We start from the raw sequence: 23114 nt of genomic DNA, 5'->3' as shown, positions 1-23114 counted from the left end.
GGGTGGAGACAGCAGAGGCGTCTGCAGCGTCTTTGACAGACATCCCCTGAAAGAGGATGCGCTCGACCAGAACCCGTCGACCGAAGGGTGTCAATCGGGCATTCTTGTGGGTGTTCATCCGGGCCTCTTTGGTGTGTTGGAGCTAGACACCCAACAGCATCGAGCAAGGGGCTCGGATGAACAACCTACTGAAAGATCACACCTAGGCGAGAGGGAAAGGGCCATGGACAAACACTTCAGCGACGCCTTTGAGCGAGACGGTTTTGCGGTCCTGCCGCAGGTGTTGTCCGCCGAGCAACTTGGCAGACTGCGCGCGACCGTGCAGGACAGCGTCGACCCGCCGCTCGCGCCGATCGAGTTCGAAGCCGACGTCGCGTACCCGGGCTCGCCAGAGAGCCAGCTGGCGGTCGGCGGCCAGACGCCGCGTCGGCTGTTGCACGCCTACGGGCGCGACGCGGTGTTCCGCGCACTGGCACGCGACCCCGCCATCGTCTCGGTGCTCGGGCAGCTGCTCGGAGGCGACGGCGTGTTCGTTTCGCAGAACCACCACAACTGCGTGATGACCAAGATGCCGGGTTTCTCGAGCGAGACCCAGTGGCACCAGGACATCCGCTACTGGCGCTTCGACCGGCCGGAGTTGATCAGCGTCTGGGTGGCACTTGGCGACGAACGTGTTGCCAACGGTGCGCTGCGCATGATCCCCGGCAGCCACCGGACGGCTTTTGACCCGGGGCGCCTCGACGCGAAACTCTTTCTGCGCCAGGACCTGGCGGAAAACCGCGCGTTGATCGAGTCGGCAGTGGATTGCGAGCTCGCCGCGGGCGACGTCGTTCTGTTTCATTGTCGGACCTTCCACGCGGCGGGTCGCAACACCACCGACGCGCCCAAGTTGGCCTGCGTGTTCACCTACCACGGCGCTGACAACCACCCGATACCGGGCACGCGCTCGTCCCGGTTTCCGAGCATTCGGGTCGACTGATCGGTTCTTGAACTGCCGCACACCTTGCCGGCCTCAGCGGGCCGAGATGGGGCAGGCGTCTCATTCGTCGGCACGGCAGTCGGCAGCGGGTCGCAGATTCACCCTCAAGAAATCGGGGAAGCTGTCGATTCGAGCTGTAGGGCGATCCCTGTAGCGCCGAACGAAAGGCACCTGATGAGCGAGAACAGTCCCTTCCAGTGGTCTGCTGATGAATACCGGGCCTTCGGTTCGGAGCCGATCGTGTGTCGTCACCGATACCACGAGGACCCGGCGTTCGACACCGATGCGTTGACCGACCTGATCGACACCTACCCGCGGGGTTGGTTGCAGGCCTTCACCATGGGGACGGACCCCTGCAGGGCACAAGACTGGAAGAGTGTCGACATCCCCGACGGGATGTCGGGTGCCGAGATCTGGCGTGCCGTTGCCAATGGCCGACTGTGGGTCAACCTGACCCACGTCGAGGATGTCAGCGCGGCGTGTGCCAGTCTGATCGGCGGTATGTACGCCCACCTCGGCAGCCAGTGTCCGTCCCTGCACGAGCACTCGCCCGGCTACAGCACGCTGCTGATCAGTTCGCCGCGTGCCCAGGTGTACTTCCACGTGGATTCGCAGCCAAACATGCTCTGGCACCTGCGGGGCACCAAGCGGGTCTGGGTGTACCCGGCGCTCGACTCCCGGCTGACGCCGCAGACGCTGCTCGAAGACATCTACGCCGGCGAGATCGACGAGGATCTGCCGTTCGACCCGGCCTTCGACGAGATCGGACAGGCCTACCCGCTGTCGCCCGGTGACGTGATCTCCTGGCCGCACAACGCGCCACACCGCGTCGAGAACGACGACATGAACGTGTCGCTGACAACAAGCTACTACGCACCGGCGATCTACCGCCGGCAGTACGTGCAGCTGGCCAACCGGTTCCTGCTGCGCAACCTCGGCGTCCGGAACCGCAGCATGGCAGAGACCGGGGTGATCCCGTCGCTCAAGCGCGTGTCCTACCGCCTGATCAACAAGGTCCGTCCGTTTGCCCGGCGCGACCGCGCCGCAAGCTACGTGACCGACCTCGCCATCGACCCCGATGCGCCGCTGGGCTACCGCAACACCGGGAAGATGCGGCCAGCCTCCTTCTCGCGCGCCGCCTGAGGCGGTGGCCACACTGCGCCGAGCGGTGTCAGCCGCGGGGTGATTCGCCGGGCTGGATGTCATCCCAGGCCTGGCGTTTGAGTGCCACCGAGACCCAGGCGCGCGTGCGTGCACTGAGCACGAGCATGGCGGCGACGTAGCTCAGCAACGCCACCGTGCCGCGCGCGACCAGGTCGAGGAAGGGGTGGGCAGTGTGGATCGCGCCTGTGATCACCACGATGACCGCACCGACGGTCGCCCCGGTGGCCATCACGGCCCATGGCAGCGCCACGGGAAACACGGTTCTGAACGACCACTGCACGCCGAAGAACTGGAGCATCGACGCGAGACAGGTCACGACCGCCGCGGCCTGCAGACCCCAGATTGGCACGGTCAGCAGGTTGAAGCAGAAGTTGAACACCAGGGCGACGCAGGTCCAGGCCAGCAGCGGTTGGGGCCGTTTCAGTACGAAGGCGCCGGCGCCGGTGATCGTCAGGGCACCGAAATGCACCAGGCCGATGGTCAGCCAGGGAATCACCACCAGGCCCGGTGCGTAGCGTTCCCCGGCCAGTAACAGCACGAGCGCCGGGGCGGCGGCACCGAACACCGCGAACACGCCCAGACCGACAATGAAATAGATTTCGGCCGCCGCGTTCAGGAAACGCTGGGTCGCCGCCCGGCCACGCTCTTCGAAGAGCTTCACGTACTGCGGCACGATGGTGTTGTCCAACGCCAGCAGCAGCACCCACTCGAGGTACATGGTGACGTTGACCGCCGCGGAGTAGTGGCCGAGCGCCTCGCCGCCGAGGTAGCCCTGGATGATGTACTTGTCGCCCGTCTCGAGCAGCACGCCAACCAGCTCCTTGGCCATCAGCGGCACACCGAAGAGCACCATCGGGCGCAAGGTCGGTGATGACAGGGTGGGGCGCGTGTTCACGAGGTACTGCCGGCACCAGTAGAGTGCGACGCACAGCACGGTGATCTCGACCACCACGGCAACCCAGAGGATGCGCGACGCAGTGGCGCCCAGGGTGAAGACCACGGCGAGAATCAAGGCGAGTCGGCCGAGCTTGTCGAGCACCGTGAGCGAACTCACACGCGCACTGCGTTGGTCGGCCTTGAGCACGCTGGTGGCGATGCTGAACACCACGCCGATCGGCAAGAGCGCTGCGGCGATCGTGAACAGCGGCACCGTGTGCTCGCCGTCCTTGAGCAGCGGCACGGCAAATTGCGTGTAGAGCAGCCAGAGGCCGAGCGACAGCGCGGACAACACCAGCGTCGCGCCGACGATGTTGCTGATCAGATCGCTCAGGGCGCGTTCGCCAGCGGCTTGCGCTTCGCTGAAATAGCGGATCACCGACGACGACAGGCCGAGCTTGCCGACGCTGATGAACACGGTGAGCGTCGCGGTCACCAGCCCGATCCAGCCGTACTCTTCGACGGTCAGGGAACGGGTCAGCAACGGGAAGCTGATGATCCCGATCAGACTGCCGATCAGACCGGCGGAGAAGTAGTTGCGAAAGTGCCGGACAAACGGGCTCATGCCCTTGGCGTCCCGGGCGGCTGTGTCATGGCAGCGGCACCGAACCCGTCACGCCGCGTCGCGCCGCTGCGGGCCACCGTCGTCGCGGTCGATCCAGTTGCGTGCGGTGTGCAGGCCCAGGCGAGCCAGGCGAATACCACCGTGCACGAGGCGCGCGCGCAGGGCCGGGGTGCCGTAGCGCGCTTTCCAGATCGCGCGCCGCTGTTGCAGGGTCTCGGCGTACAGCCGGACGGCGGGGTCGCCACAGGAATCGATGCCGAGCCGTGGCTCGCACTGCATGGCGTGGCAGATCATGTCGTAGGTGAGCAGCAGGCCCGGCGAGTGCGCCTTGAACTGATCGTCATAGCCGAGCTTGTAAATCATGACTTCGTTGTCGTTGATCAACCCGAGTTGCGCGGCAACCGGCTTGTCATCGAGGTAGGCTGCAATCAGGTAGAGTCGGCCGGTCGACGCTGCGTAGTCGCAGAGCGCCGTGACGAACGCCTTTACGCCCGGGTTGCAGGCGATCGCCGAGCCGTGCCCCGCTTTCCAGCTGCGCGCTTCCACGTCGATCAGGTCCTGAAGCAACGTCTGCCAGTCCGCGGTCGCGGTCACAGAGGTGGTGCCCGCGTCAACGGCAGTGGACGACGGGCTGAAGCACCGCACCGTCCAGGTGCCAAAAGCCTGAATCTTCTTGCGCTTGCGTTTGAGCGTGTTGCGGCGCTTGCCGCTGGTGCTTTGCTGCAGGTACGTCTCGAACGACACCGTGCTGCGCTCCAGCACGGCGCGCTCGTAGGCGGCGTAGCGTTCGACCGAGTAGCCCAGCCGCGCGGCGCTGGCGTCGATGGCCTCGGCGATCCCGGATTTGCCGGTGACCTCGTCGAACCCGAACAGGTCGACGTCGGCATCCCGGTGAACCCAGCTCAGGAAAGCCTCGACGGCCCCGTCGACGTGGTCGGCGTGGAGCAACGGCACGCTCGACATCATGTGCGAGGAATCGTAGTAGGTCGCCAGTTGCCGCACCGGCAGGTTGAAGGCCTTGCGGACCCGGAAGGGCCAGACGCCCACCAGCGTGTCGCCCTGCCACAGCAGTGCGAGCGACGCCGCGTCGTCGCCGTTGGCCTCGAGCAACGCGTAGAACGGTGTCGGCGCGAAATTGAGGTTGTCTTCGGCCGCCAGCGGCAGCAACGCCTCCCACCGGGCCAGGGTATCGGGCGAGGCGTCGTGGGCGCGGCACACCTCGACGCGGATGTCGGTGGGGTTTTCTGAGCTCATGACCCGAAATCGACCGGCAGATGGCCTGCCTTTAACCCGCCGACCTGACGGTTTTGATACGCGCTGCGGTCGGTTGGGCAGGCGGCGCCTTCAGTGTATGTGATCCCTGCGCTGATGGTGGGGCCGCGGTGCGGTCTACGCCGTTGCATGCCGGCGGTGTGACGGATGCGGCATTGCCGCATTTGCAAATCGCGCGCAAATATTTCAGGTGAAACAGTCTCAAGTGTGCATTTTGAGGCTCCAGTGGCGTATGAATTTGTCTGATTTTTGCGTTATTATGCTGGATTGCGGTACCAGAGGTGTAAACGGATGGGTGAAACACTGGACCAGGGGCTGTTGTTGATGGCGCTGGGCATGGGGACGGTGTTCGGTTTCCTCGGGCTGCTTGTTGGCGCGGTCTCGCTCATGAGCCGGCTGCTGGCCACCGCGCCGGCCGTCGAAGCCACCGAGGCAGGCGGCGCGGACCCCGCGCGCCCGGCGGTGTCGCAATCGGTCGAGAGCGACGACCCCGAATTGATCTCGGCCATCATCGCAGCAGTGCACCGCTACCGCGGTGACAAGCGCTAACGTCTTTACACACGCTTCCCGGACACGGCCATGGCTGGTTTGAAACTCACTGAATTGGTGTTGCGCGATGCTCACCAATCCCTTTTTGCAACCCGATTGCGGATCGCCGACATGTTGCCGGTGTGCGAGGCCATCGACCGCGCGGGCTACTGGTCGGTTGAGAGTTGGGGAGGCGCCACCTTCGACGCCTGCATCCGCTACCTCGGCGAGGACCCGTGGGCACGGCTGCGCACGCTCAAGGCCGCGATGCCGAACACCCGCCAGCAGATGTTGCTGCGCGGGCAGAACCTGCTGGGCTACCGGCACTACGCCGACGACGTTGTCGAGCGCTTCGTGGCGCGGGCCGTGGCCAACGGCATGGACGTGTTTCGGATCTTCGACGCGCTGAACGACGTGCGCAACCTCGAAACGGCGATCCGAGCTGCAATTGCCAACGGCGCCCACGCGCAGGGGGCGATGAGCTACACCCTCAGCCCGGTGCACACGATCGAAACCTGGATCGACATGGGCAAGCGGCTCGAGGACCTCGGCTGCCACTCGATCTGCATCAAGGACATGAGCGGGCTGATCACGCCGTATGTGGCCTACGAGCTGGTGTCACGGCTGAAGGAGACCGTGTCGGTGCCGATCGCGTTGCACACGCACGCCACCACCGGCTTGTCGACCAGCGCCATCGTCAAGGCCGTCGAAGCCGGCCTCGACATGGCGGACGGCGCGATCTCCTCGATGAGCATGACCTACGGCAACTCGCCAACCGAGTCGCTTGTCGCCATTTTCGAGGGCACCGAACACGACACCGGTTTCAGTCAGGCCTCGCTCGCGCCGATCGCCGAGCACTTCCGTGCGGTGCGGAAGAAGTACGCCAAGTTCGAGGGCGAATTGCGCGGGGTCGACGCCCGCATCCTCGCGGCGCAGGTGCCGGGAGGGATGTTGACCAACATGGAGAACCAACTGCGCGAGCAGGGCATGAGCGAGCGCATGGACGAAGTGCTCGAAGAGGTGCCACGGGTGCGCGAGGACCTCGGATTCGTCCCCCTGGTGACGCCAACGTCGCAGATCGTCGGCACGCAGGCGGTGCTCAACGTCATGACCGGCGAGCGCTACAAGACGATCACCAAGGAGACCCTCGGCGTGTTGCTCGGCGAGTACGGCGCCACCCCGGCACCGGTCGACGCGGCATTGCAGGCCCGGGTACTCGAGGGAGCCGACCACGAAGTCATCGAGCAGCGCCCGGCGGACCTGCTGCCGAACGAAATGGACCGATTGACGGGCGAATTGCAGGGCATTGCACAGGTCAAGGGTATTGCGCTCGGCGAACACATCGACGAGGAAGCGTTGATCCACTTGCTGTTTCCGCAGGTCGGCATCAAGTTTCTCGAAAACCGGGGCAACCCCGATGCCTTCGAGCCCGAGCCGACTGGCAAGGAGCTCGAGTTGCCGAGCGAGACGCCGACGCAGAGTGACGGCAACTATGTGCCTGAGATGTACCGCGTCAACGTCAACGGCAACACCTACGAGGTGTCAGTCAGCAGCGGTGGCGACGTCCACTACATCGCGCCGATCGAGGCTTCGTCTCAGCCGACACCGGCGGCAAGCGCGACCGCAGCGCCGTCCGGTGGGGCGGGTGAGGTGATGCCCTCGCCGCTGGCCGGCAACGTGTTCAAGGTGCTGGTCGCCGAAGGGCAACACGTCGCGGTGGACGACGTGCTGGTGGTGCTCGAAGCGATGAAGATGGAAACCGAAATCCGCTCGCTCAAGGCCGGCACTGTCACCCAGGTGGCCGTGCGCGAGGGCGACGCAGTCGCACAGGGCCAGGCGCTGGTGTCAATCCGCGAATGAATGACGCCCTGATCCTGCTGTGGGAATCCACCGGCTTGGCCAACTTCGACGTCGCGCAACTGGCGATGATCGCCGTGGGCGGCGGGCTGCTCTACCTGGCCATAGCGCGGCAGTTCGAGCCGCTGCTGCTGGTGCCGATCGGCTTCGGCTGCGTGCTGAGCAACATCCCGGTCGCGGGCATCGGCGGCCCGGACGGTCTGCTCGGCATGCTCTACAACGCGGGCCTCGAGACCGGCGTGTTTCCCTTGCTCATCTTCATGGGGGTCGGTGCCTTGACCGATTTCTCCGCCTTGATTGCACGACCGAGCATGCTGATTCTCGGTGCTGCGGCGCAGTTCGGGATTTTCGCGACCCTGCTCGGTGCCGTCGCGCTCAACGCGGTGCCGGGCTTTGATTTCACGATCGAGCAGGCCGCGGCAATAGCGATCATCGGTGGCGCAGACGGGCCCACGGCCATCTTCGTCAGCGCGCGGCTCGCGCCCGAGCTGCTCGGCGCGATTGCGGTGGCGGCCTATTCGTACATGGCCCTTGTGCCGATCATCCAGCCGCCGATCATGCGGGCGTTGACGACCGAGCGCGAACGCGCCTTGCCGATGACGCAGCTCCGTCAGGTCAGTGTGCGTGAACAGGTCGCGTTCCCACTGTTGGTGCTCGCGCTTTCGGCCCTGCTGCTGCCGGACGCGACACCGCTGATCGGCATGCTCTGCTTCGGCAACCTCCTGCGGGTCTGTGGGGTGGTCGACCGGCTGAACAAGGCCGCGCAAAATGAAATCATCAACATCGTGACCATCTTTCTCGGGCTGGCTGTCGGGTCCAAGCTCTCGGCTGACCAATTCCTGAGCGTTGAAACGCTCGGTATCCTGGCGCTCGGCGCCGTGGCTTTTTCGGTGGGCACGGCCGCCGGAGTCTTGATGGCCAAACTGATGAACCGCCTCAGTGCCGATCCTGTCAATCCGCTGATCGGTGCGGCGGGAGTCTCGGCGGTGCCGATGGCCGCGCGGGTCGCCAACAAAGTGGGCCTCGAAGCCAACTCACAGAACTTCCTGTTGATGCACGCCATGGGTCCCAACGTCGCAGGCGTGATCGGGTCGGCGGTGGCCGCCGGTATCCTGCTCGCCGTGCTCGGCGGCTGACCCGTTCGGGGCGTGTCGTCTGCTGTACACGGGTCTGCGTGCGGCGGGTGGGGCCTGTAATTGATTCACTTTAAGCATTCCGATCCGCCGGTCCGGCGGATATGCTTGAGTTGCCAGCTGATGGGCTTTTTGTAAGTAGGCTATCGATCCCTCAGCTGTTTCGACACGCTGGCGGATACGACAAGGAGTGCGCATGACCACGTTTCAAGAGGCCCGGTGGGAGGCGCGCTGGACGCGGTTGCGCAACCTGGTGCTGCTGCTCGTGGTGCTGTGGGTCGTCGGCAAGCTGCTGGCCGACTCGACCCACGCGTTGCTCGATGCCCTGCGCGCGCCCAACCTGCCCAAGGCCCCTCGCGTCGAGTCTCAGCAGTACCTCGAGCAGGGCTGGGACGCCGAGACGCGTGACCAATTCCACCATGTGTCCCAGGGCAGCCGCACCTTGCCAATCCCCTACCGGTGGTTTGCAGCACTCGAGCAACCGTCTGCCTGGGCGTTGGGCACGCTGACGTCATCTGACGACCTGTTTGCCGACCCCGACTACCTGCAGCGCTTCGGCTTCCTCGTCGATCACACCGATTGCAGCGCTGGCAGCTACGCCAATTGGCGTCGTCACAACGGCGAGCCGCTGCCCGAGGCCGCCAACTGTGACCCCGACACGATGCCGTCGTACCGCGCAGTCGCGCTCGACGGCACCCCCCGTCGCGTGTTGGACCCGCCGGTGCCAATCGGCTTCAGTTTGTCGAAGGACCAACCGCTGGATGGCCTGCCAGGGCGACGCACGGCGATCGGGTTGACCTGTGCGGCCTGCCACACCGGTGCGGTGATGCACGAGGGCAGTCAGTTCATCATCGACGGCGGGCCGGGCAACGCCGATTTCGGTGTGTTCTCCAAGACCTTGGCTGCGGCGATCGGGCAAACCGTGCTGTCCTCGAAGCTGCCGGTGTTCAACGGACGGTTCGACACCTTTGCGAGCAACGTGCTTGGCGAACAGGACTCACCTGGCACGCGCGAGGCCTTGCGCGCGGATATGGTCAGTGCCGTGAAGGTGCTCAAGCAGTTTCAACACCGTTTTGACGTGGTCGAGGGCGCCGGGCGCCTCGATGCGCTCTCGCGCATCGGTAACCGGGTCTTCGCGCGCAACATGCAACGTGCGGAGAACTACGCACCGATCAACGCACCCGTCAGCTACCCGCACATCTGGACGGCGAGCTGGTTTGATTGGGTGCAGTACGACGGCTCGATCATGAACCCGCTGGTGCGCAACGCCGGTGAAGCGCTGGGTGTCGGTGCAGCCATGGATGTCGATGCGGCTCCCGGTGATCATCGCCTCGCGACCGGCATCCCGATGGACAAACTCGCCTGGATCGAAAACGCGCTCAAAGGCGAGCGCTTCACGCGTGAGGAACCCGGTGGTCTGTGGGCGCCAAAGTGGCGCAATGCGCAATTCGGCGCGCCCGATCCGGACGATGTCGAAGCGGGACGGCTGCTGTACGAGCAACGCTGTGCGTCCTGCCACCACCCGGCGATGAACACCGACGCGTTCTGGGCCGCGACCAACGACAAGGGCAAGACGCCCTACCAGTGGCGTCCGTTCAAGTGGACCGACGCCGACGGTGAGCGGCAGACCTACGAGAACACGTTGCTCAGGCTCAAGACCATCTCGCTCGCCCAAGTCGGCACCGATCCCCTGCAATCGTCCCTGCTCGAGGGGCGCATGCTGAACACGGCTGATCAGCTGGCCCGCGGGGCGCGACCGGCGCAACCGGCGCTCGGGATGGACGCGTCACTGTGCGTCGCGGTGAAGTACGACCGCGCGGGGCCCTACGACAAGCTGTCCGGCATCCCGCCGTACCGCACACGATTCGAAACCGTGGCGATCGGCGACTCGCCGTCGACCGCGTTCGGTGTCGCACTCGGTGCTGCCACCACAGCAGCGATCGAGGCGACGTTTGAAGCCACACTGGCCTCCGAAGATCAACGGCTGGCTGCGTGGACAGACCGACCCAACTGCTACCAGGTGGGCGCAGGATACAAGGCGCGGCCCTTGAACGGCGTCTGGGCCACGGCGCCCTTTCTGCACAACGGGTCGGTGCCCACCATCGAACACCTGCTGGGACCGGCGGAGGCTCGACCGACCCGCGTGGTGCTCGGGTCACCCGAACTGGACACGGAAAAACTGGGCATCCGGCAACCTGCCAGGCTGCCGGACACAGAACGCCACTACGACCGAGACGGGCGTTTCGTGCTCGACACGAGCTTGCCCGGCAACAGCAACCGGGGGCACGAATTTTCGGATACCTTCGACGCGGACAACCCCTACGCGCCGCAGGGCGGTGTGATCGGGCCGGCGTTGTCGGAAGCAGATCGGCGGGCCCTGATCGCGTATCTGAAGACACTGTGAGACGCGGGGTACAGGGACATGACACACGCAGCAGCCCACGCACCTGCAGACGCGAACCGCCTGGCCAATTTCCTGCGCAAGCACGCAGACACGGTGTTCTTCCTCCTGCGCAACACCATCCCGAACCTGCCGATACCGGGGCGCGCGATCACCGTGGTCACGCGGTACCGTGACGTCAAGGAGGTGTTGGACAACCCTACCGTGTTCCGGGTGGGTTATGCACCGATGATGGACGACTCGGTCGGCCCCTTCATGCTCGCGCGTGATGGCACGGAGTTGAACGAACGCGACAAAGGCATCATGCGCGCTGTCATACGGCGTTCGGACCTCGCCGGCATCCGCAGCGCCACACGCCAGAACGCCGAAGCGGCGCTTGCGTCGATGCAACACGGTCAGATCGACCTCGTACCGCAACTTTCGCGGCGTGTGCCGGCGATGCTGACGCAGGACTATTTCGGGCTGCGCGCCGAGTCGCTCGACGACATCCTTCGCTGGTCGCGCGCAACGCAACACGACATGTTTCACAACGGCTTCGAGAAAAACCTGGACACCAAACGCGCGGTGCACGAGCGCAATCTGCAGGCCGGCAAGGAAATGCGTGAACGGCTCGAGCGTGTTCTGATTCCCGAGTGCCGAGCGGCACTGGCGCGCGGCGACACGCCCGATCACATCCTCGCGCGCCTGCTGCGCATCCAGTTCGACGACGCCGTCGAGTTCGACGAAGGGCGGATCCTGTCCAACCTCATGGGCACGCTGGTCGGCGGCATCGAGACCACATCGGCGGCCGTCGTTCAGACACTCAACCAGCTCTTTCGCCAACCGCGGCCGTTGGCGATGGCGCGCGAGGTGGCCAACGGCGACGGTGACTCCGAGGCGGACCACCAACGGCTGTACCAGCTTTGCCGTGAGGCGCTGCGCTTCGACCCGATCAACCCGTTGGTGGTGCGCGTGTGCGACAGCGACGTCGTCATTGCGCGGGGCAGCCTGCGGCGGCGGCGCGTCAAGCGGGGCGCCACTGTGTTGGTGTGCACGCGTTCAGCGATGCGCGATGGCCGGCAACTCGAGTTGCCCTCGGCGTTCATCTCCGACCGGCCCGACCACCACTACCTGCACCTGGGCTACGGCCACCACCGTTGTCTGGGTGACCACATCAGCACGGTGCAATGGCCCGAGATGGTACGAGCCGTTTTGCGCTTGCACAACGCGCGGCCGGTCGGTGAGATTGACCAGGCCGGTGGTCCGTTCCCGGAGCACTACCGCATCCAGGTTGACGCCTAGCGACGCAACTGCGCTCGCCGACGCGTGGGTCAGCCGTCCTCGGCCGAGCGCTGCACGGCGTGCACGGCGTCGTACACGAGGTTTTCGATGATGCGGTCGGCGAGTTCGACCCGCATCTCCTCGAGTATCAGTTGCCTCTCCTGGTCCTTGCCGAGCACCACAGACGCGTCGTAGGCGTAGTCCCGGATCGCGCTGTAGTCCCGCCAGTCGCCCGGCTGCTCGCCCGTCCAGTGCGCGCGGGCTTGCACCGCGTGTTCCTCGCGGTATTCTGCGGCGCGGCCGGCACTGTCGATGGCCAACAGGCGCTGGTCGGTGGATTCGGCGCGCACCGTGACCGTGCGCCGCGCCGTGGCGTCGGCGCGCATCAGGCCGTGGAGCTGCAGACGCTGCCGCAAGGTCGCCGCGAGCCGCGGCGCACCGCTGTCACGCACCGTCACGTGAATCGGCTCGGGCGTCGCGGTGGGCACCAGCAGGTGGTACCCGCAGCCGCCCAACAGCAGGCAGAACAGCAGAATGACAGTCGCTTTCATGGCACCAGACAGGACAAAGTCACCGGAGCTTAGCAGTCCGGTGCGGCCCGATCGACCGCCCACGGTGCCCCGTGAGCGTATCGTGCTGCCCGGCGGCGCCTGCCTCACGGTCCACCGCCTTGACCGCTGCTATTCCGGTCAATCGGGCAACAAGGGGCCCAAACTGCAAGCCCGTCTGGCTGCGGTGATGGCAACCGGCGCGGACGCGGTTGTGTCCCTCGGCGGCGCCTACTCGAATCACCTGCACGCCCTCGCGGCGGCCGGCCAGCGCCTCGGTCTGCGCACGGTGGGTATCGTGCGTGGTCTGCACGCCGACCTCGACAACCCAACGCTGCGCGATGCGGCGCGCTGGAGCATGCGGATTCAGCGCGTCGACCGCGCCACCTACGCACGCCGTGAGTCGGCGGCCTTTGCCAACTGGCTTGCGCGCACGTACCCCGACCACGTGCTGATTCCCGAAGGGGGGAACGACCCGGTCGGTGTCGCCGCGTGTCGCCGCCTGGCTGCGGGGCTGCAGCTTGCCGATTGCCGGACCCTGGTCGTGCCGATGGGCACCGGGGCCACCGTGACCGGCCTTCGCGGCGGTCTGTCGGCAGCGGTGGCCCTGATTGCGGCGAATGTTGTCGGCGCGATGGGGGAGACCCGTGCTGCGAAGCTCGGCGATGGCGTGGTCGAGACGGTCGACGCGGCGCGTGGTGGTTATGGCAAGGTCGACGCACCGCTGCTCGATTTCCTGGCCCGCACCTACGCTGAGACCGGCGTGCTGTTCGACCCGCTGTACACCGGCAAGGCGGCGCATTGGTGCGCTCGCGCTGGCCGCGCGCAGCTGCACCTGGTGCACACCGGGGGTGTGCAGGGTTGGCGCGGGCTCGCCGAGCGCGGTGCGCTGGCGCGACAGCCCGCGTTGGCCGCGGCGGTGGCCAACCTCCGATTCTGATGCTGACCTGCCGCCCGCCGGAGCGAATCCACTACCATACGGCGGTGTCCGACCGGAGAGTCCCATGACCGATTTCGCGCGAACCCGCGCCTGTTTCGACCTGCCAGGTGGGACGGTGTACCTCGATGGAAATTCACTCGGGCCGTTGCCGAACGGCGTGCTGAGCGCCCTCGAGCAGACCGTGCGCAACGAGTGGGGTGACATGCTGATCACGGCCTGGAACCGAGCGGGTTGGATGGCGCAGCCGGCCGCGGTCGGCGACCGCATCGCACGCCTGATCGGGGCGCCCCCCGGGCAGACGACCGTCGGCGACACCCTGTCAATCAAGGTCCACCAGGCGGTGGCGGCGGCGTTGCAGCTGCGCCCGTCGCGCAAGACCGTGCTGTCCGACACCGGAAACTTCCCCACCGACCTCTACATGGTCGACGGGTTGATCAACACCATCGACCGAGGTCACACGCTGAAGACGGTTGCGCCCGACGCGGTGTCGGATGCCATCGACGAGTCGGTGGCGGTGGTGATGCTGACGCACGTCGACTACCGCACCGGACGCGTGCACGACATGGCCTCGATCACACAGCGCGCGCACGACGCCGGTGCGCTGGTGGTCTGGGACCTCGCGCACTCGGCTGGCGCGTTGCCGTTATCCGTCGGTGACCTGGGTGTCGACTTCGCGGTGGGCTGCACCTACAAGTACCTCAACGCCGGGCCGGGCGCGCCGGCGTTCATCTACGTCGAGAGAAGCCTGTCCGACGCGTTGGACCCGGCCCTGCCCGGGTGGCTCGGGCACGACGCGCCCTTTGCCTTCGAGCCCGGTTACCGCCCGGCTGCCGGCGTCGAACGCATGCGGGTCGGCACGCCACCGGTGCTCGCGATGGCGGCCTTGAATGCGGCGCTTGATGTGTGGGAAGGCGTGGATCTCGAGGATGTGCGCGCGCAGTCGATTGCGCTCTCCGAGCATTTAATCGCGCGGGTCGAAGCCGAGTGCCCGATGCTGACGCTCGCGTCTCCCCGGGCCGCCAGCGAGCGGGGCTCACAGGTGTCCTTTGCCTTTGCCGACGGGTACGCCGTGATGCAGGCCCTGATCGATCGGGGCGTGATCGGGGATTTCCGCGCGCCCGATCTGCTGCGGTTTGGCTTCACACCGCTCTACCTCGGTTTGGCGGATGTCGACCGCGCCTGCGATGTGCTGGCCGAGGTGATGGCGAGCCGGGCCTGGGATCAAGCGGTCTACCAACGGCGTGCGACGGTCACATGAGCGGCCCCCGCGCGCCGTCGCGTGACGGCGCCGAAACCGATTTCCGGGCACGGATGCCCTACGGCGACGACCTGTGCCTTGACCCGGTGCTCGACGCGCACGACGACATGCTGTGACTTCCGTCGCGGTACGTGCGGTGTCTCGTGCCTCGAGCTGATGCTCGAGGTGGAAGACTTCCCGGAACTTCGGCACATGGGCACGGCGATGTGAGCCGAGAGCAGAAAGCCGCACGGCGCGGTACACTGTCGCGGAGCGTTCCCACCGATCGGGCTGTTGCACCATGACCTGCGTTTTCGTTCAACTTCGCTGTTTTCCGGGCAAGACCTACACGGTTGCCGACGAGCTGTACGCGCAGGAGATTGCGTCGGAACTCTATTCCACGAGCGGGGAGTGGGACCTGCTCATGAAGGTCTACATCGACGACGGTGTAGACGTGGGGCGGTTCATCAACGAGCGCATCCTGACGCTGGACGGCATCAAGGATTCGCTCACAACGCTGACCTTCAAGGCGTTCTGAGCGCGGCGTCTGCGGGCCTGGGGTGTCAGCGGGTGCCGGGGGCAGTGGACGTGGCGCGACCGTAGAAACCGCGTTGCTCTGACGGGCTGAAGTGCACACCTGGCCGATCGAAATACGAAAACACGGCGATCAGCCGCGGTGTCGCCCCGCCGACAGGCGTCACGCGGTGGGCGGTATTGCGGCCCTTGAACACATTCAGGGTGCCCGGTGTCAGGCGCACGCGCTCCACAGCCATGTCCTCACCGCGCAGCAGCCGTGCAACCCCGTCGTAGTTCGGGTCCGTGTCGCTGCGCGCGTGCTGTCGGTATTCGAACTCACCGCCACTGTCGGGCGCCTGCAGCAGCAAGGTGATGGTGAATTCGGACCGGTCGAAGTGCCAGTTGAGCGCCTCGCCTTCGCGGTACCCCATCACGTTGACCGCAGCCAACGGGTCGGCCATCGGGTAGAGCGCCGGCTTCTCGAGGGTGGCGGCGACGAAATCGATCAACGCGGGGTAGCGGTAGATGCGGTCGAGCGCAGACCGGTCCAGCTGGTCCGCGCACAAGGTGTGATTGCAGGTTTCGACCTGCTGACGAGCGGGGTGTGACGGGTCCAGAGCCACACTGTCGTCGAAGTAGATGTTGTGCCGTCGACGGTGCTCGAAACCCTCGGCGAAAACCCGGGCACCGAGGTCGGCAGCGAGGTCCGCTGTGACCTCGGGCCGCACCAGCGCGTCGAGGTTGAACAGGCCGCGCGAGGCCAGCGACGCCTTGCACGTCGCCACCAGGGCCGCGGCCGCCGGTGTGCTCGGTGCGTCGATCGGGTAGGTGTCCAAATCGAGGATGTCGCGCACGCTGACCTCACCGCAAAAAGAGCAGCATAGTCGCTGCGCGCGTCTGGCGACACCTCTGCGTCGGTGGGTTCGACCTCGGCGGTTGTGTATGCTGGCACCACGCTGTCAGCCGAGGCGATCGCATGCCCGAACTGCCCGATATCACGGTGTACATCCGTGCATTGGAACAGCGGGTGTGCGGCAAGCGCTTGCAGGCCATCCAGCTCAACAGCCCGTTTTTGTTGCGCAGCGTCGGTGTGTCGCCCGACGGCCTTATCGGGCAGCGCGTGGTCGGTTGCGAGCGGCTCGGCAAGCGTGTCGCGCTCGAGTGGGAGGGCGATGTGTGGAGCGTATTCCACCTGATGATTGCCGGTCGGCTGCACTGGCGTGACACGCCGTCCCACCGCCCCGGCACGTCGGCGTTGATGTGGATGGCGTTCGACACCGGCGTGCTCTGGTTGACCGAGGCGGGCAGCAGGAAGCGCGCTTCCCTGCACCTGTGCACTGCCGACGAACTCGACGATCACCGCCGTGACGGGCTCGAGCCGCTCGAGATCGATCTGGATGCGTTCTCGGCGCGGCTGACACGCAAGAACCACACTCTCAAGCGGGCTCTGACCGACCCGAACGTCTTCAGTGGCATTGGCAACGCCTATTCGGACGAGATCCTACACACCGCAGGCCTGTCACCGGTCAAACTCAGCCAGACGCTCGGTGAGGCGGACATCGCGTCCTTGTACCACGCGTGTCAGGCTGTGCTGCGCCAGTGGACAAACACGTTGCTCGCTGAAGCTGGCGGTGGCTTTCCGCGCAAGGTGACGGCGTTTCGCGACGGCATGGCTGTCCATGGACGCTACGGCGAGCCGTGCCCGGTGTGCGGCTCGCCCGTGCAGCGCATCCGCTACGCCAGCAACGAAACCAACTACTGCCCCCGGTGCCAGACGGACGGGAAGTTGCTCGCGGACCGCTCGCTCTCTCGCCTGCTGAAACAGGACTGGCCCAGGACACTCGACGAGCTGGAAAAAAAACGCGGGGCGCGCTGAGGCCCGCTCGGGCTTGTGATTCGCCAGTGACTGTGTCAGCGTCTCAACGCCAGGCTCGGCCCACCGCGTTCAGCGCACGGATGCACCATGACTCTGACTCAAACCCTGGCGATCGGCGACATCAGGCTGAGCGCACTGCGCGACGGTGAACTGAGCTTCGTGCCGTCGCAGTTTCCCGACGCGCCGCCGGACGAAGTTGACGGCCTGATGTTGCAAGCTGGTGTGTCGAGCTTGCCGAGCGCCATCAACGCCTACCTGATACAGGTGGCCGGTCGCACCACGCTTGTGGATTGCGGCCCGCGCGACCTGTTCGGGCCCGGGGCCGGACGCCTGCACACGGCGCTGGCCGAGTGCGGGGTGGCGGCAGCGGACATCGACCGGATTGTCATCACGCACCTGCACGGTGACCACATTGCCGGCGCAGTGGATGCGTCGGGTGACGCCGTCTTCGGCAACGCCGAGTTGTGCGTACACCAGGCGGACCACGACCACTACACCAGCGACATCAACCGGGCGCGGGCGCCCGATGCCAGCCGGCGTGGCTTCGACCTCGCGCGGCAGGTGATCGACGCCTACGGGGCGCGCTACACCACCTACACCGACAACACGGATTTCGGCCACGGCGTCTTCGCCATGCCCTTGCCAGGCCACACGCCCGGGCACGCCGGGCTGCGCCTCGACAGCGGTGGCGACGCGGTGCTGCTGGTCGCCGACATCGTTCACTGCCAACTGCTGCAGCTCGGGCGGCCGGAGTGGGGCACGGTGTTCGACGTCGATCGGGACCGCGCTGCCGCCACGCGCGCTCGGTTGCTCGATCAGCTCGCAAGCGAGCGAGTGCTGTTCAGCGGCAGCCATTTCGAGCGCCACCCGCTCGGGTACCTTGTGCGCGGGTTGCAGGGGTATCGGTTCGAAGCGCTCGGCGACTGAGCGCTCAGCGCGCACTGTCCTCGGGCGGGTCTCTCGGGGTCTCGTCCACCCAGTGTTCCGCCGCCGTCACCACCGAGGCGTAGGGTGACACCGTCGGGATCGCGACCATGTCGGTCTGGGGTTGCCGGGCCTCGCGGCGGAGCATACGCAGGCACACGAGCGTGGCAAGCACCGCCATCAAGAGTGCGTTGACGTGGAAGAAGTACGCGGGAGAGTGGTCCAGCAAGGGCGCCGTCACGGCGGGGGTGATTGCGAAGCCCAGACCGTAGAGGAGGATCAGTGTGCTCGCGGCGGGCACGACTTCCTGCGTGGCAATGTGGTCGTTGGTGTGGGCGATGCACTGGCTGTAAAGGCTCAGCACACAGGCGCTGAGCAAGAATGCTGCAACGCAGGCACGCAGGAAGGTGTCGGTCTCCGTGACGCCAAAATACAGCCCAGTCACGGCGCCGAGGGCCGACACCGAAGCCAACACGGCGCGCCGGTCGTAGCGGTCGGACAGCAGGGCGATCGGCCACTGGGTGATCACGCCGCCGCCGAGGGCGATGGTGATCAGTGTGGAGATCTCGGCGACACTGAACCCCGACACGGTACCGAACAGCGCGACCGTGGCGAAGAAGGCGCCGTGGCAGGCCCCCGAGAGCAGCGCGCCGATGACCCCGAGCGGCGTGCGGCGGTACAGGGTCCGGAAGCCGAGTCGCTGGGTGTCGAGAAAGCGTGGGGTCCTCGAGGCCGACAGCAGCATGGGCACCACGGCGAGCGAGATGCAGATCGACGCGACAATGAAGAAAAACGCCGATTCGGTGCTGGCAAAACGCAACAGCCACACACCGATCATCGGGGTACCCCAGGAGATGATCGTGTAGAGCGCCAGCACCTTGCCGCGCACCGTGTTGGCCGACATGTCGTTGAGCCAACTCTCGCACACCACCATCAACACGGCCGTGCAGATGCCCATGGCGAAGCGTTCGGCGAGCCAGATCGTGGGTTCGATGACCAACAGGTGGGCGATGATGACTGCCGAACTCGCTGCCGCCATGGCGCTGAACACGCGCACATGGCCCACGCGGCGGATCAGCGTCGGTGCGATCAAGGCCGCGACCAGCCAACCGAGTTGGTAGGCCGACTGCAACAGGCCGATCTGAACGGTACTGAACCCCTCGGCGTCAGCGCGGAAGACCAGCAGCGTGTGCACCACACCGGTGCCGAACCACAGCAGGATCAAGCCGAAATACAACACCCACAGTGACCGCAACGCCTGCCACATGACCTTCTCCTCGCCGACGGTGCGTCAGGTGTAGCAGTTCAGCGGGGCAGGGGGCAGCGGGGTGTCGTGAATCGGACACTCCGGTCGGTGGTGCGTGTGAGCCGTCGGTCCGAATCAGGCACCCAGTGCGGCCCGGATGGCCTCGCCTGCCGGCTGCGCCCAGGCGGCATCCGGCGTGCGTTCGACAGCGTTCAGGTCGATCGGAAAGGTCGCGGCGTTGGTGACCCGGTGCAGCGTGTGGCTCGCCAGCGCCTCGGTGCACCAGCTCAGCGGCACGTAGGCCGATCCGCCGACGGCGATCAGACAGTCGAGCGACCAGCGTTCGGCGGGCAGCTGGAGTTGCGGGACGCGGTCGACCGGGTAGTGGCGCGCGTAGGCCTCGCGGAACGGGTGTCCCCAATCGATTGCCCGGTAGTCCGGGTCCCAGTCGACGGCGGTTCGCGCGGATGTGGCCACCAGCACCAGCTCATCCGCGACGCGGGCGAGCGGCGCGCGACCCGGGAGCGGCGTCATACCGTAGCCGATCGCGAGGTCGGCGTCGGTTTGCGGGGCCTCGAGCACCTCCACGGACCAGTCGGGCAGGGCGTTGAGCAGGCCCGCGCTCACGGCCAGGCCCACCTGCGGCGCGAGCCGTCGATCGAGTTCGACCCGCACGGTGCCTTTCAGGCGACTCGGCAACCCGAGCGCCTGCTGAGCCTCGCGCCAGGCCAACAGCAGGCGGTCTGCGTAGGGCCTGAAGCGGCGTCCCTCGGGGGTTGGCGCGGCGCCGGCGCGGCTGCGCACGAACAGCGCCCGCCCGAGCAGCTGTTCGAGCTGCTTGATGCGCGCCGTCACGGTCGATTGCGTGCAGTGCAGCTCGGACGCTGCGTGTTTGAAGCTGCCGTGCGTCATCACGGCGAGGTAGGTGCGTGCCAGGTCGATGTCCATGTATCGATATTCGTGAATTCAATTATTGATAAATTTCATTTTACAGATATATCAGGGAGGTCAATACTCCGCCCCACACCGCAGGAGACAGACATGACACGCGCCGCGCTGACCACCCTTGAAAACGGCGAGAAAGCCCGGAGCACCTTCAGCGAGGCCGAGTTCGCGCGCCGTCGCGCCGGTTTGCGGTCCGCCATGGCGGCTGGTGATCTCGACGCCGTGCTGCTGACGTCGATTCACAACGTCAACTACTACGGAGACTTTCTCTACTGCGCCTTCGGTCGGCCCTACGCGTTGGTGGTGACCGCCGACCGGGTCGTGTCCCTCTCGGCCAACATCGACGGTGGCCAGCCGTGGCGCCGCACGGCGGACGGTGACAACCTCGTCTACACCGATTGGCAACGCGACAACTTCCTCTGCGCGGTGCAACACGCGCTGGGTCGGGTGCGGCGGCTCGGCGTCGAGCACGACCACCTCACTGTCGACCGCCACCGCGCGCTGCAGACCGCCCTGGCCGACACGGTGTTGGTCGATGTCGCACCGCTGTGCATGTCGGCGCGCATGCTGAAATCCGCGGAGGAGATTGCCCACATCGCCGCAGGTGCGGCCGTGGCCGACATCGGCGGTGCCGCCGCGGTGGCTGCGTTGGCCGAAGGCGTGCCTGAACACGAGGTCGCGCTGGCTTCGACGCAGGCGATGGTGCGTGAGATCGCGCGGCGCTTCCCGGACGCGGAACTGATGGACACCTGGACCTGGTTCCAATCGGGCATCAACACCGACGGCGCCCACAACCCGGTCACGTCACGGCCCGTTGCCCGCGGCGACATCCTGAGTCTCAATTGTTTTCCGATGATTGCGGGCTATTACACCGCGCTGGAGCGCACGCTGTTCCTCGATCACTGCGACGACGATTCACTGCGTATCTGGCAAGCCAACGTCGCTGTGCACGAGGCGGGGCTCGCCTTGATTCGGCCTGGCGCACGCTGCAGCGAGATTGCAGCCGAGTTGAACGGGGTATACGAGGCACACGGATTATTGCAATACCGGACCTTTGGCTACGGACACAGTTTTGGTGTCTTGAGCCACTACTACGGCCGGGAGGCCGGCCTGGAGTTGCGCGAAGACGTGGAGACGGTACTCGAGCCCGGCATGGTGGTCTCGATGGAACCGATGGTGATGTTGCCCGAGGGCCTGCCCGGCGCGGGCGGGTACCGGGAGCACGACATTCTGGCGGTCACGGAGTCCGGTGCGCGCAACCTCACGGCGTTTCCGTACGGACCCGAGCACAACATCGTCTCCCTGGCCGAGTCGGCTTGTGCGCCGTAGCGCTGCGCGACACAATCGTCGCCACACCACGACGTGGAACCGCCATGACGCTGCTCGACACGCCGGCACCTGAGGCCATTCCCGAGTCTGTCGTAGACGCCTTCACCGCCTTGACGGGCCAACAGCGTATGCCGCCGCTGTACCGACAGATCGGCAACAGCCCGGGCGCGCTCGCAGCCTACCTCGGCGCCGAGCAGGTGCTCAAGGACGGGGTGTTGAGCACGCTCGACATCGAGACCGTGAAGCTGGTCGTCAGCGGGCACAACCGCTGTGCGTTCTGCCTCAAGACCCACCGGGCAAAAGCCGAGGCTGCCGGCCTGGCGCCGGATGACATCGAGGCTGCGCTCGCCGGCGGTGCGATGTCGGATGCGCGGCTCGAGGCCATCCGGGTCGCGTGCGTGCAGCTCCTCTGCGGCACGGAGTTGGGGACGGTGGAGCGCCGGGCACTCGACGACGCGGGCATCGATCAGGCGGGTCTGGTCGAGCTCGCTCTGGCGATGGCGACGATCGGTTTCACGAACTGGTTCAACCACATCAATCACACGCCGGCCTGAGGCCCCGATCGATACTCAGGCAAAGAAAAAGGCCGCGTAAAGCGGCCTTTTCCCGTGCGTCACGCGGATTCAGTTGTTGAGTTTCCACTTGCGTCCAAGCTCGGTGAAGAAACCGCGTTCTTCCTTGAGCTTGATCCAGGTGTTGACGTAATTGATCCACACCTGGTCGGCTTGCGGCAGCAGCATCGCGATGGGGGTCGGTGCCTTGGGGGCGCTGACCGGCACGATCATCATCTGCGGGTACTTCTCGACGAGTTTGAACGCCTCGACGTTGGACGTGATGTGGGCATCGGCGCGTCCGGCGAGCACTTCCTGAAAATCCCGTGCGGGTGCTTCGACAATGGTGTGTTCGGCGTTGGGGAAGAAGTCCTTGACCTGCTTTTCCTGCGTGGTGCCGAGCGTGGCGGCGACCTTGACGTCTGGCTTGTCCAGGTCGGCCCAGTCGGTGAAGCGATCGGCGTTTTCCGCCAGGGTCAAGGGCACGGTGGCCAGCGAGAAGTAGCTGATCGAGTAGCCGGCGGCCTTGGCGCGCGCGGGTGACACGCTGGCCGAGCCGGTCATGTGATACTTGCCGGCGGTGACGCCGCTGACCAGGGTTTTCCAATCGGTCGGCACGAGCTCGAGCTCCACGCCGAGGTCCTTGGCCAGCTCGGTCATGACGTCGATGTCGTAGCCGGTGTAGCTGTCGGTGGCGGGATCCTTCATTGTCATCGGGTTCCAATCGCCGGTCGTGCCCACCTTGAGTACGCCGCCATTGAGGATGTCGTTCAACGCCGATGCCGACAGGGCGGGCGCAGCCATCAACGAGAGGCTCGCAGCGGCGATCAGGTGTTTGAAAATTTTCACAGTTGTCTCCGGTCAACCTGGTTGAGTGTGTGGCAGCCGGCCATCAGGCATGGCCTTG

Annotated in this window: 22 protein-coding genes; 14 read left to right on the top strand and 8 right to left on the bottom strand. The window is 65.9% G+C overall.

Going from position 1 to position 23114, the window contains the following annotated elements:
• A partial coding sequence (locus tag AAGA11_11300) for a leucine zipper domain-containing protein (protein MEM9603441.1) occupies nucleotides 1–118 on the bottom strand: 118 nt, incomplete at its 3' end.
• 105 nt (nucleotides 119–223) lie between these two features.
• Here AAGA11_11300 and AAGA11_11295 point away from each other — a divergent pair.
• Entirely contained in the window at nucleotides 224–979 is a 756-nt protein-coding gene (locus tag AAGA11_11295) for a phytanoyl-CoA dioxygenase family protein (protein MEM9603440.1), read from the top strand.
• A gap of 174 nt (nucleotides 980–1153) precedes the next feature.
• Nucleotides 1154–2122 carry a hypothetical protein gene (locus tag AAGA11_11290; GenBank protein ID MEM9603439.1) on the top strand — a complete coding sequence of 323 codons (969 nt, stop codon included), beginning with the start codon at nucleotides 1154–1156 and terminating at the stop codon, nucleotides 2120–2122.
• 28 nt (nucleotides 2123–2150) lie between these two features.
• Here the strand turns inward: AAGA11_11290 and AAGA11_11285 are convergent, their stop codons facing one another.
• Both AAGA11_11285 and AAGA11_11280 read right to left on the bottom strand, forming a co-directional pair.
• Nucleotides 2151–3644 carry an oligosaccharide flippase family protein gene (locus AAGA11_11285; GenBank protein ID MEM9603438.1) on the bottom strand — a complete coding sequence of 498 codons (1494 nt, stop codon included), beginning with the start codon at nucleotides 3642–3644 and terminating at the stop codon, nucleotides 2151–2153.
• Between the two features lie 48 nt (nucleotides 3645–3692).
• Nucleotides 3693–4898: a GNAT family N-acetyltransferase gene (locus AAGA11_11280; protein ID MEM9603437.1), complete on the bottom strand. Its 1206-nt coding sequence runs from the start codon at nucleotides 4896–4898 to the stop codon at nucleotides 3693–3695.
• Between the two features lie 309 nt (nucleotides 4899–5207).
• Between AAGA11_11280 and AAGA11_11275 the strand changes: the two genes are divergently transcribed.
• From AAGA11_11275 to AAGA11_11255, 5 genes are all read left to right on the top strand, one after another.
• Complete coding sequence (locus tag AAGA11_11275; protein MEM9603436.1) at nucleotides 5208–5465, top strand: OadG family protein; 258 nt, start codon at nucleotides 5208–5210, stop codon at nucleotides 5463–5465.
• Nucleotides 5466–5495: 30 nt separating this feature from the next.
• On the top strand, nucleotides 5496–7304 hold the full coding sequence (gene oadA, locus AAGA11_11270; protein ID MEM9603435.1) for a sodium-extruding oxaloacetate decarboxylase subunit alpha: 1809 nt from the start codon (nucleotides 5496–5498) through the stop codon (nucleotides 7302–7304).
• A complete protein-coding gene (locus AAGA11_11265; protein ID MEM9603434.1) occupies nucleotides 7301–8437 on the top strand; it encodes a sodium ion-translocating decarboxylase subunit beta in 1137 nt (378 codons plus the stop codon). Before oadA ends, AAGA11_11265 begins: the two co-directional genes overlap by 4 nt.
• Nucleotides 8438–8630: 193 nt before the next feature.
• Complete coding sequence (locus tag AAGA11_11260) at nucleotides 8631–10838, top strand: di-heme-cytochrome C peroxidase (GenBank protein MEM9603433.1); 2208 nt, start codon at nucleotides 8631–8633, stop codon at nucleotides 10836–10838.
• 18 nt (nucleotides 10839–10856) lie between these two features.
• Nucleotides 10857–12116: a cytochrome P450 gene (locus tag AAGA11_11255; protein ID MEM9603432.1), complete on the top strand. Its 1260-nt coding sequence runs from the start codon at nucleotides 10857–10859 to the stop codon at nucleotides 12114–12116.
• A 29-nt stretch (nucleotides 12117–12145) separates the two neighbouring features.
• On the opposite strand, the gene lptE is transcribed toward AAGA11_11255, so the two are convergent.
• Entirely contained in the window at nucleotides 12146–12646 is a 501-nt protein-coding gene (gene lptE / locus AAGA11_11250) for an LPS assembly lipoprotein LptE (protein MEM9603431.1), read from the bottom strand.
• A 64-nt stretch (nucleotides 12647–12710) separates the two neighbouring features.
• On the opposite strand from lptE, the gene AAGA11_11245 reads away from it, so the two are divergent.
• The 3 genes from AAGA11_11245 (at nucleotide 12711) to AAGA11_11235 (ending at nucleotide 15358) form a co-directional block, all read left to right on the top strand.
• On the top strand, nucleotides 12711–13583 hold the full coding sequence (locus AAGA11_11245) for a 1-aminocyclopropane-1-carboxylate deaminase (protein ID MEM9603430.1): 873 nt from the start codon (nucleotides 12711–12713) through the stop codon (nucleotides 13581–13583).
• 64 nt (nucleotides 13584–13647) lie between these two features.
• Nucleotides 13648–14841, top strand: coding sequence for a kynureninase (gene kynU / locus AAGA11_11240; GenBank protein ID MEM9603429.1), 1194 nt, complete (start codon nucleotides 13648–13650; stop codon nucleotides 14839–14841).
• Nucleotides 14842–15121: 280 nt separating this feature from the next.
• Nucleotides 15122–15358 carry an Lrp/AsnC ligand binding domain-containing protein gene (locus tag AAGA11_11235; protein ID MEM9603428.1) on the top strand — a complete coding sequence of 79 codons (237 nt, stop codon included), beginning with the start codon at nucleotides 15122–15124 and terminating at the stop codon, nucleotides 15356–15358.
• A 25-nt stretch (nucleotides 15359–15383) separates the two neighbouring features.
• Here AAGA11_11235 and AAGA11_11230 read toward each other — a convergent pair whose 3' ends face one another.
• A complete protein-coding gene (locus AAGA11_11230; GenBank protein MEM9603427.1) occupies nucleotides 15384–16190 on the bottom strand; it encodes a 2OG-Fe(II) oxygenase in 807 nt (268 codons plus the stop codon).
• A gap of 122 nt (nucleotides 16191–16312) precedes the next feature.
• On the opposite strand from AAGA11_11230, the gene AAGA11_11225 reads away from it, so the two are divergent.
• Together AAGA11_11225 and AAGA11_11220 are read left to right on the top strand one after the other, a co-directional pair.
• The gene (locus tag AAGA11_11225) at nucleotides 16313–17212 is read left to right on the top strand and encodes a DNA-formamidopyrimidine glycosylase family protein (GenBank protein MEM9603426.1); all 900 of its coding nucleotides are present in this window, start codon (nucleotides 16313–16315) and stop codon (nucleotides 17210–17212) included.
• 87 nt (nucleotides 17213–17299) lie between these two features.
• Nucleotides 17300–18139: an MBL fold metallo-hydrolase gene (locus AAGA11_11220; protein ID MEM9603425.1), complete on the top strand. Its 840-nt coding sequence runs from the start codon at nucleotides 17300–17302 to the stop codon at nucleotides 18137–18139.
• A gap of 4 nt (nucleotides 18140–18143) precedes the next feature.
• Here AAGA11_11220 and AAGA11_11215 read toward each other — a convergent pair whose 3' ends face one another.
• A complete protein-coding gene (locus tag AAGA11_11215; GenBank protein MEM9603424.1) occupies nucleotides 18144–19403 on the bottom strand; it encodes an MFS transporter in 1260 nt (419 codons plus the stop codon).
• Between the two features lie 114 nt (nucleotides 19404–19517).
• Complete coding sequence (locus tag AAGA11_11210; GenBank protein MEM9603423.1) at nucleotides 19518–20330, bottom strand: LysR family transcriptional regulator; 813 nt, start codon at nucleotides 20328–20330, stop codon at nucleotides 19518–19520.
• A 93-nt stretch (nucleotides 20331–20423) separates the two neighbouring features.
• Between AAGA11_11210 and AAGA11_11205 the strand changes: the two genes are divergently transcribed.
• Together AAGA11_11205 and AAGA11_11200 are read left to right on the top strand one after the other, a co-directional pair.
• Entirely contained in the window at nucleotides 20424–21656 is a 1233-nt protein-coding gene (locus AAGA11_11205; GenBank protein MEM9603422.1) for an aminopeptidase P family protein, read from the top strand.
• Between the two features lie 44 nt (nucleotides 21657–21700).
• The gene (locus AAGA11_11200) at nucleotides 21701–22210 is read left to right on the top strand and encodes a carboxymuconolactone decarboxylase family protein (GenBank protein MEM9603421.1); all 510 of its coding nucleotides are present in this window, start codon (nucleotides 21701–21703) and stop codon (nucleotides 22208–22210) included.
• A 69-nt stretch (nucleotides 22211–22279) separates the two neighbouring features.
• Here the strand turns inward: AAGA11_11200 and AAGA11_11195 are convergent, their stop codons facing one another.
• Nucleotides 22280–23011: a transporter substrate-binding domain-containing protein gene (locus AAGA11_11195; protein ID MEM9603420.1), complete on the bottom strand. Its 732-nt coding sequence runs from the start codon at nucleotides 23009–23011 to the stop codon at nucleotides 22280–22282.
• Nucleotides 23012–23114: the final 103 nt, after the last annotated feature.

It is taken from the genome of Pseudomonadota bacterium, assembly GCA_039196715.1.
In the GTDB taxonomy this organism is placed as follows: Bacteria; Pseudomonadota; Gammaproteobacteria; order CALCKW01; family CALCKW01; genus CALCKW01.
The sequence above is the reverse complement of the archived record's forward strand: the minus strand, read 5'-3'. Positions and strand labels throughout refer to the sequence as shown.

Excerpts from the sequence above, each read along its gene's own strand:
- AAGA11_11295 (MEM9603440.1), top strand. The coding sequence starts at position 224 with ATGGACAAACACTTCAGCGACGCCTTTGAGCGAGACGGTTTTGCGGTC.
- AAGA11_11290 (MEM9603439.1), top strand. The coding sequence starts at position 1,154 with ATGAGCGAGAACAGTCCCTTCCAGTGGTCTGCTGATGAATACCGGGCC.
- AAGA11_11285 (MEM9603438.1), bottom strand. The coding sequence starts at position 3,644 with ATGAGCCCGTTTGTCCGGCACTTTCGCAACTACTTCTCCGCCGGTCTG.
- AAGA11_11280 (MEM9603437.1), bottom strand. The coding sequence starts at position 4,898 with ATGAGCTCAGAAAACCCCACCGACATCCGCGTCGAGGTGTGCCGCGCC.
- AAGA11_11275 (MEM9603436.1), top strand. The coding sequence starts at position 5,208 with ATGGGTGAAACACTGGACCAGGGGCTGTTGTTGATGGCGCTGGGCATG.
- oadA (MEM9603435.1), top strand. The coding sequence starts at position 5,496 with ATGGCTGGTTTGAAACTCACTGAATTGGTGTTGCGCGATGCTCACCAA.
- AAGA11_11265 (MEM9603434.1), top strand. The coding sequence starts at position 7,301 with ATGAATGACGCCCTGATCCTGCTGTGGGAATCCACCGGCTTGGCCAAC.
- AAGA11_11260 (MEM9603433.1), top strand. The coding sequence starts at position 8,631 with ATGACCACGTTTCAAGAGGCCCGGTGGGAGGCGCGCTGGACGCGGTTG.
- AAGA11_11255 (MEM9603432.1), top strand. The coding sequence starts at position 10,857 with ATGACACACGCAGCAGCCCACGCACCTGCAGACGCGAACCGCCTGGCC.
- lptE (MEM9603431.1), bottom strand. The coding sequence starts at position 12,646 with ATGAAAGCGACTGTCATTCTGCTGTTCTGCCTGCTGTTGGGCGGCTGC.
- kynU (MEM9603429.1), top strand. The coding sequence starts at position 13,648 with ATGACCGATTTCGCGCGAACCCGCGCCTGTTTCGACCTGCCAGGTGGG.
- AAGA11_11235 (MEM9603428.1), top strand. The coding sequence starts at position 15,122 with ATGACCTGCGTTTTCGTTCAACTTCGCTGTTTTCCGGGCAAGACCTAC.
- AAGA11_11225 (MEM9603426.1), top strand. The coding sequence starts at position 16,313 with ATGCCCGAACTGCCCGATATCACGGTGTACATCCGTGCATTGGAACAG.
- AAGA11_11220 (MEM9603425.1), top strand. The coding sequence starts at position 17,300 with ATGACTCTGACTCAAACCCTGGCGATCGGCGACATCAGGCTGAGCGCA.
- AAGA11_11215 (MEM9603424.1), bottom strand. The coding sequence starts at position 19,403 with ATGTGGCAGGCGTTGCGGTCACTGTGGGTGTTGTATTTCGGCTTGATC.
- AAGA11_11210 (MEM9603423.1), bottom strand. The coding sequence starts at position 20,330 with ATGGACATCGACCTGGCACGCACCTACCTCGCCGTGATGACGCACGGC.
- AAGA11_11205 (MEM9603422.1), top strand. The coding sequence starts at position 20,424 with ATGACACGCGCCGCGCTGACCACCCTTGAAAACGGCGAGAAAGCCCGG.
- AAGA11_11200 (MEM9603421.1), top strand. The coding sequence starts at position 21,701 with ATGACGCTGCTCGACACGCCGGCACCTGAGGCCATTCCCGAGTCTGTC.
- AAGA11_11195 (MEM9603420.1), bottom strand. The coding sequence starts at position 23,011 with ATGGCTGCGCCCGCCCTGTCGGCATCGGCGTTGAACGACATCCTCAAT.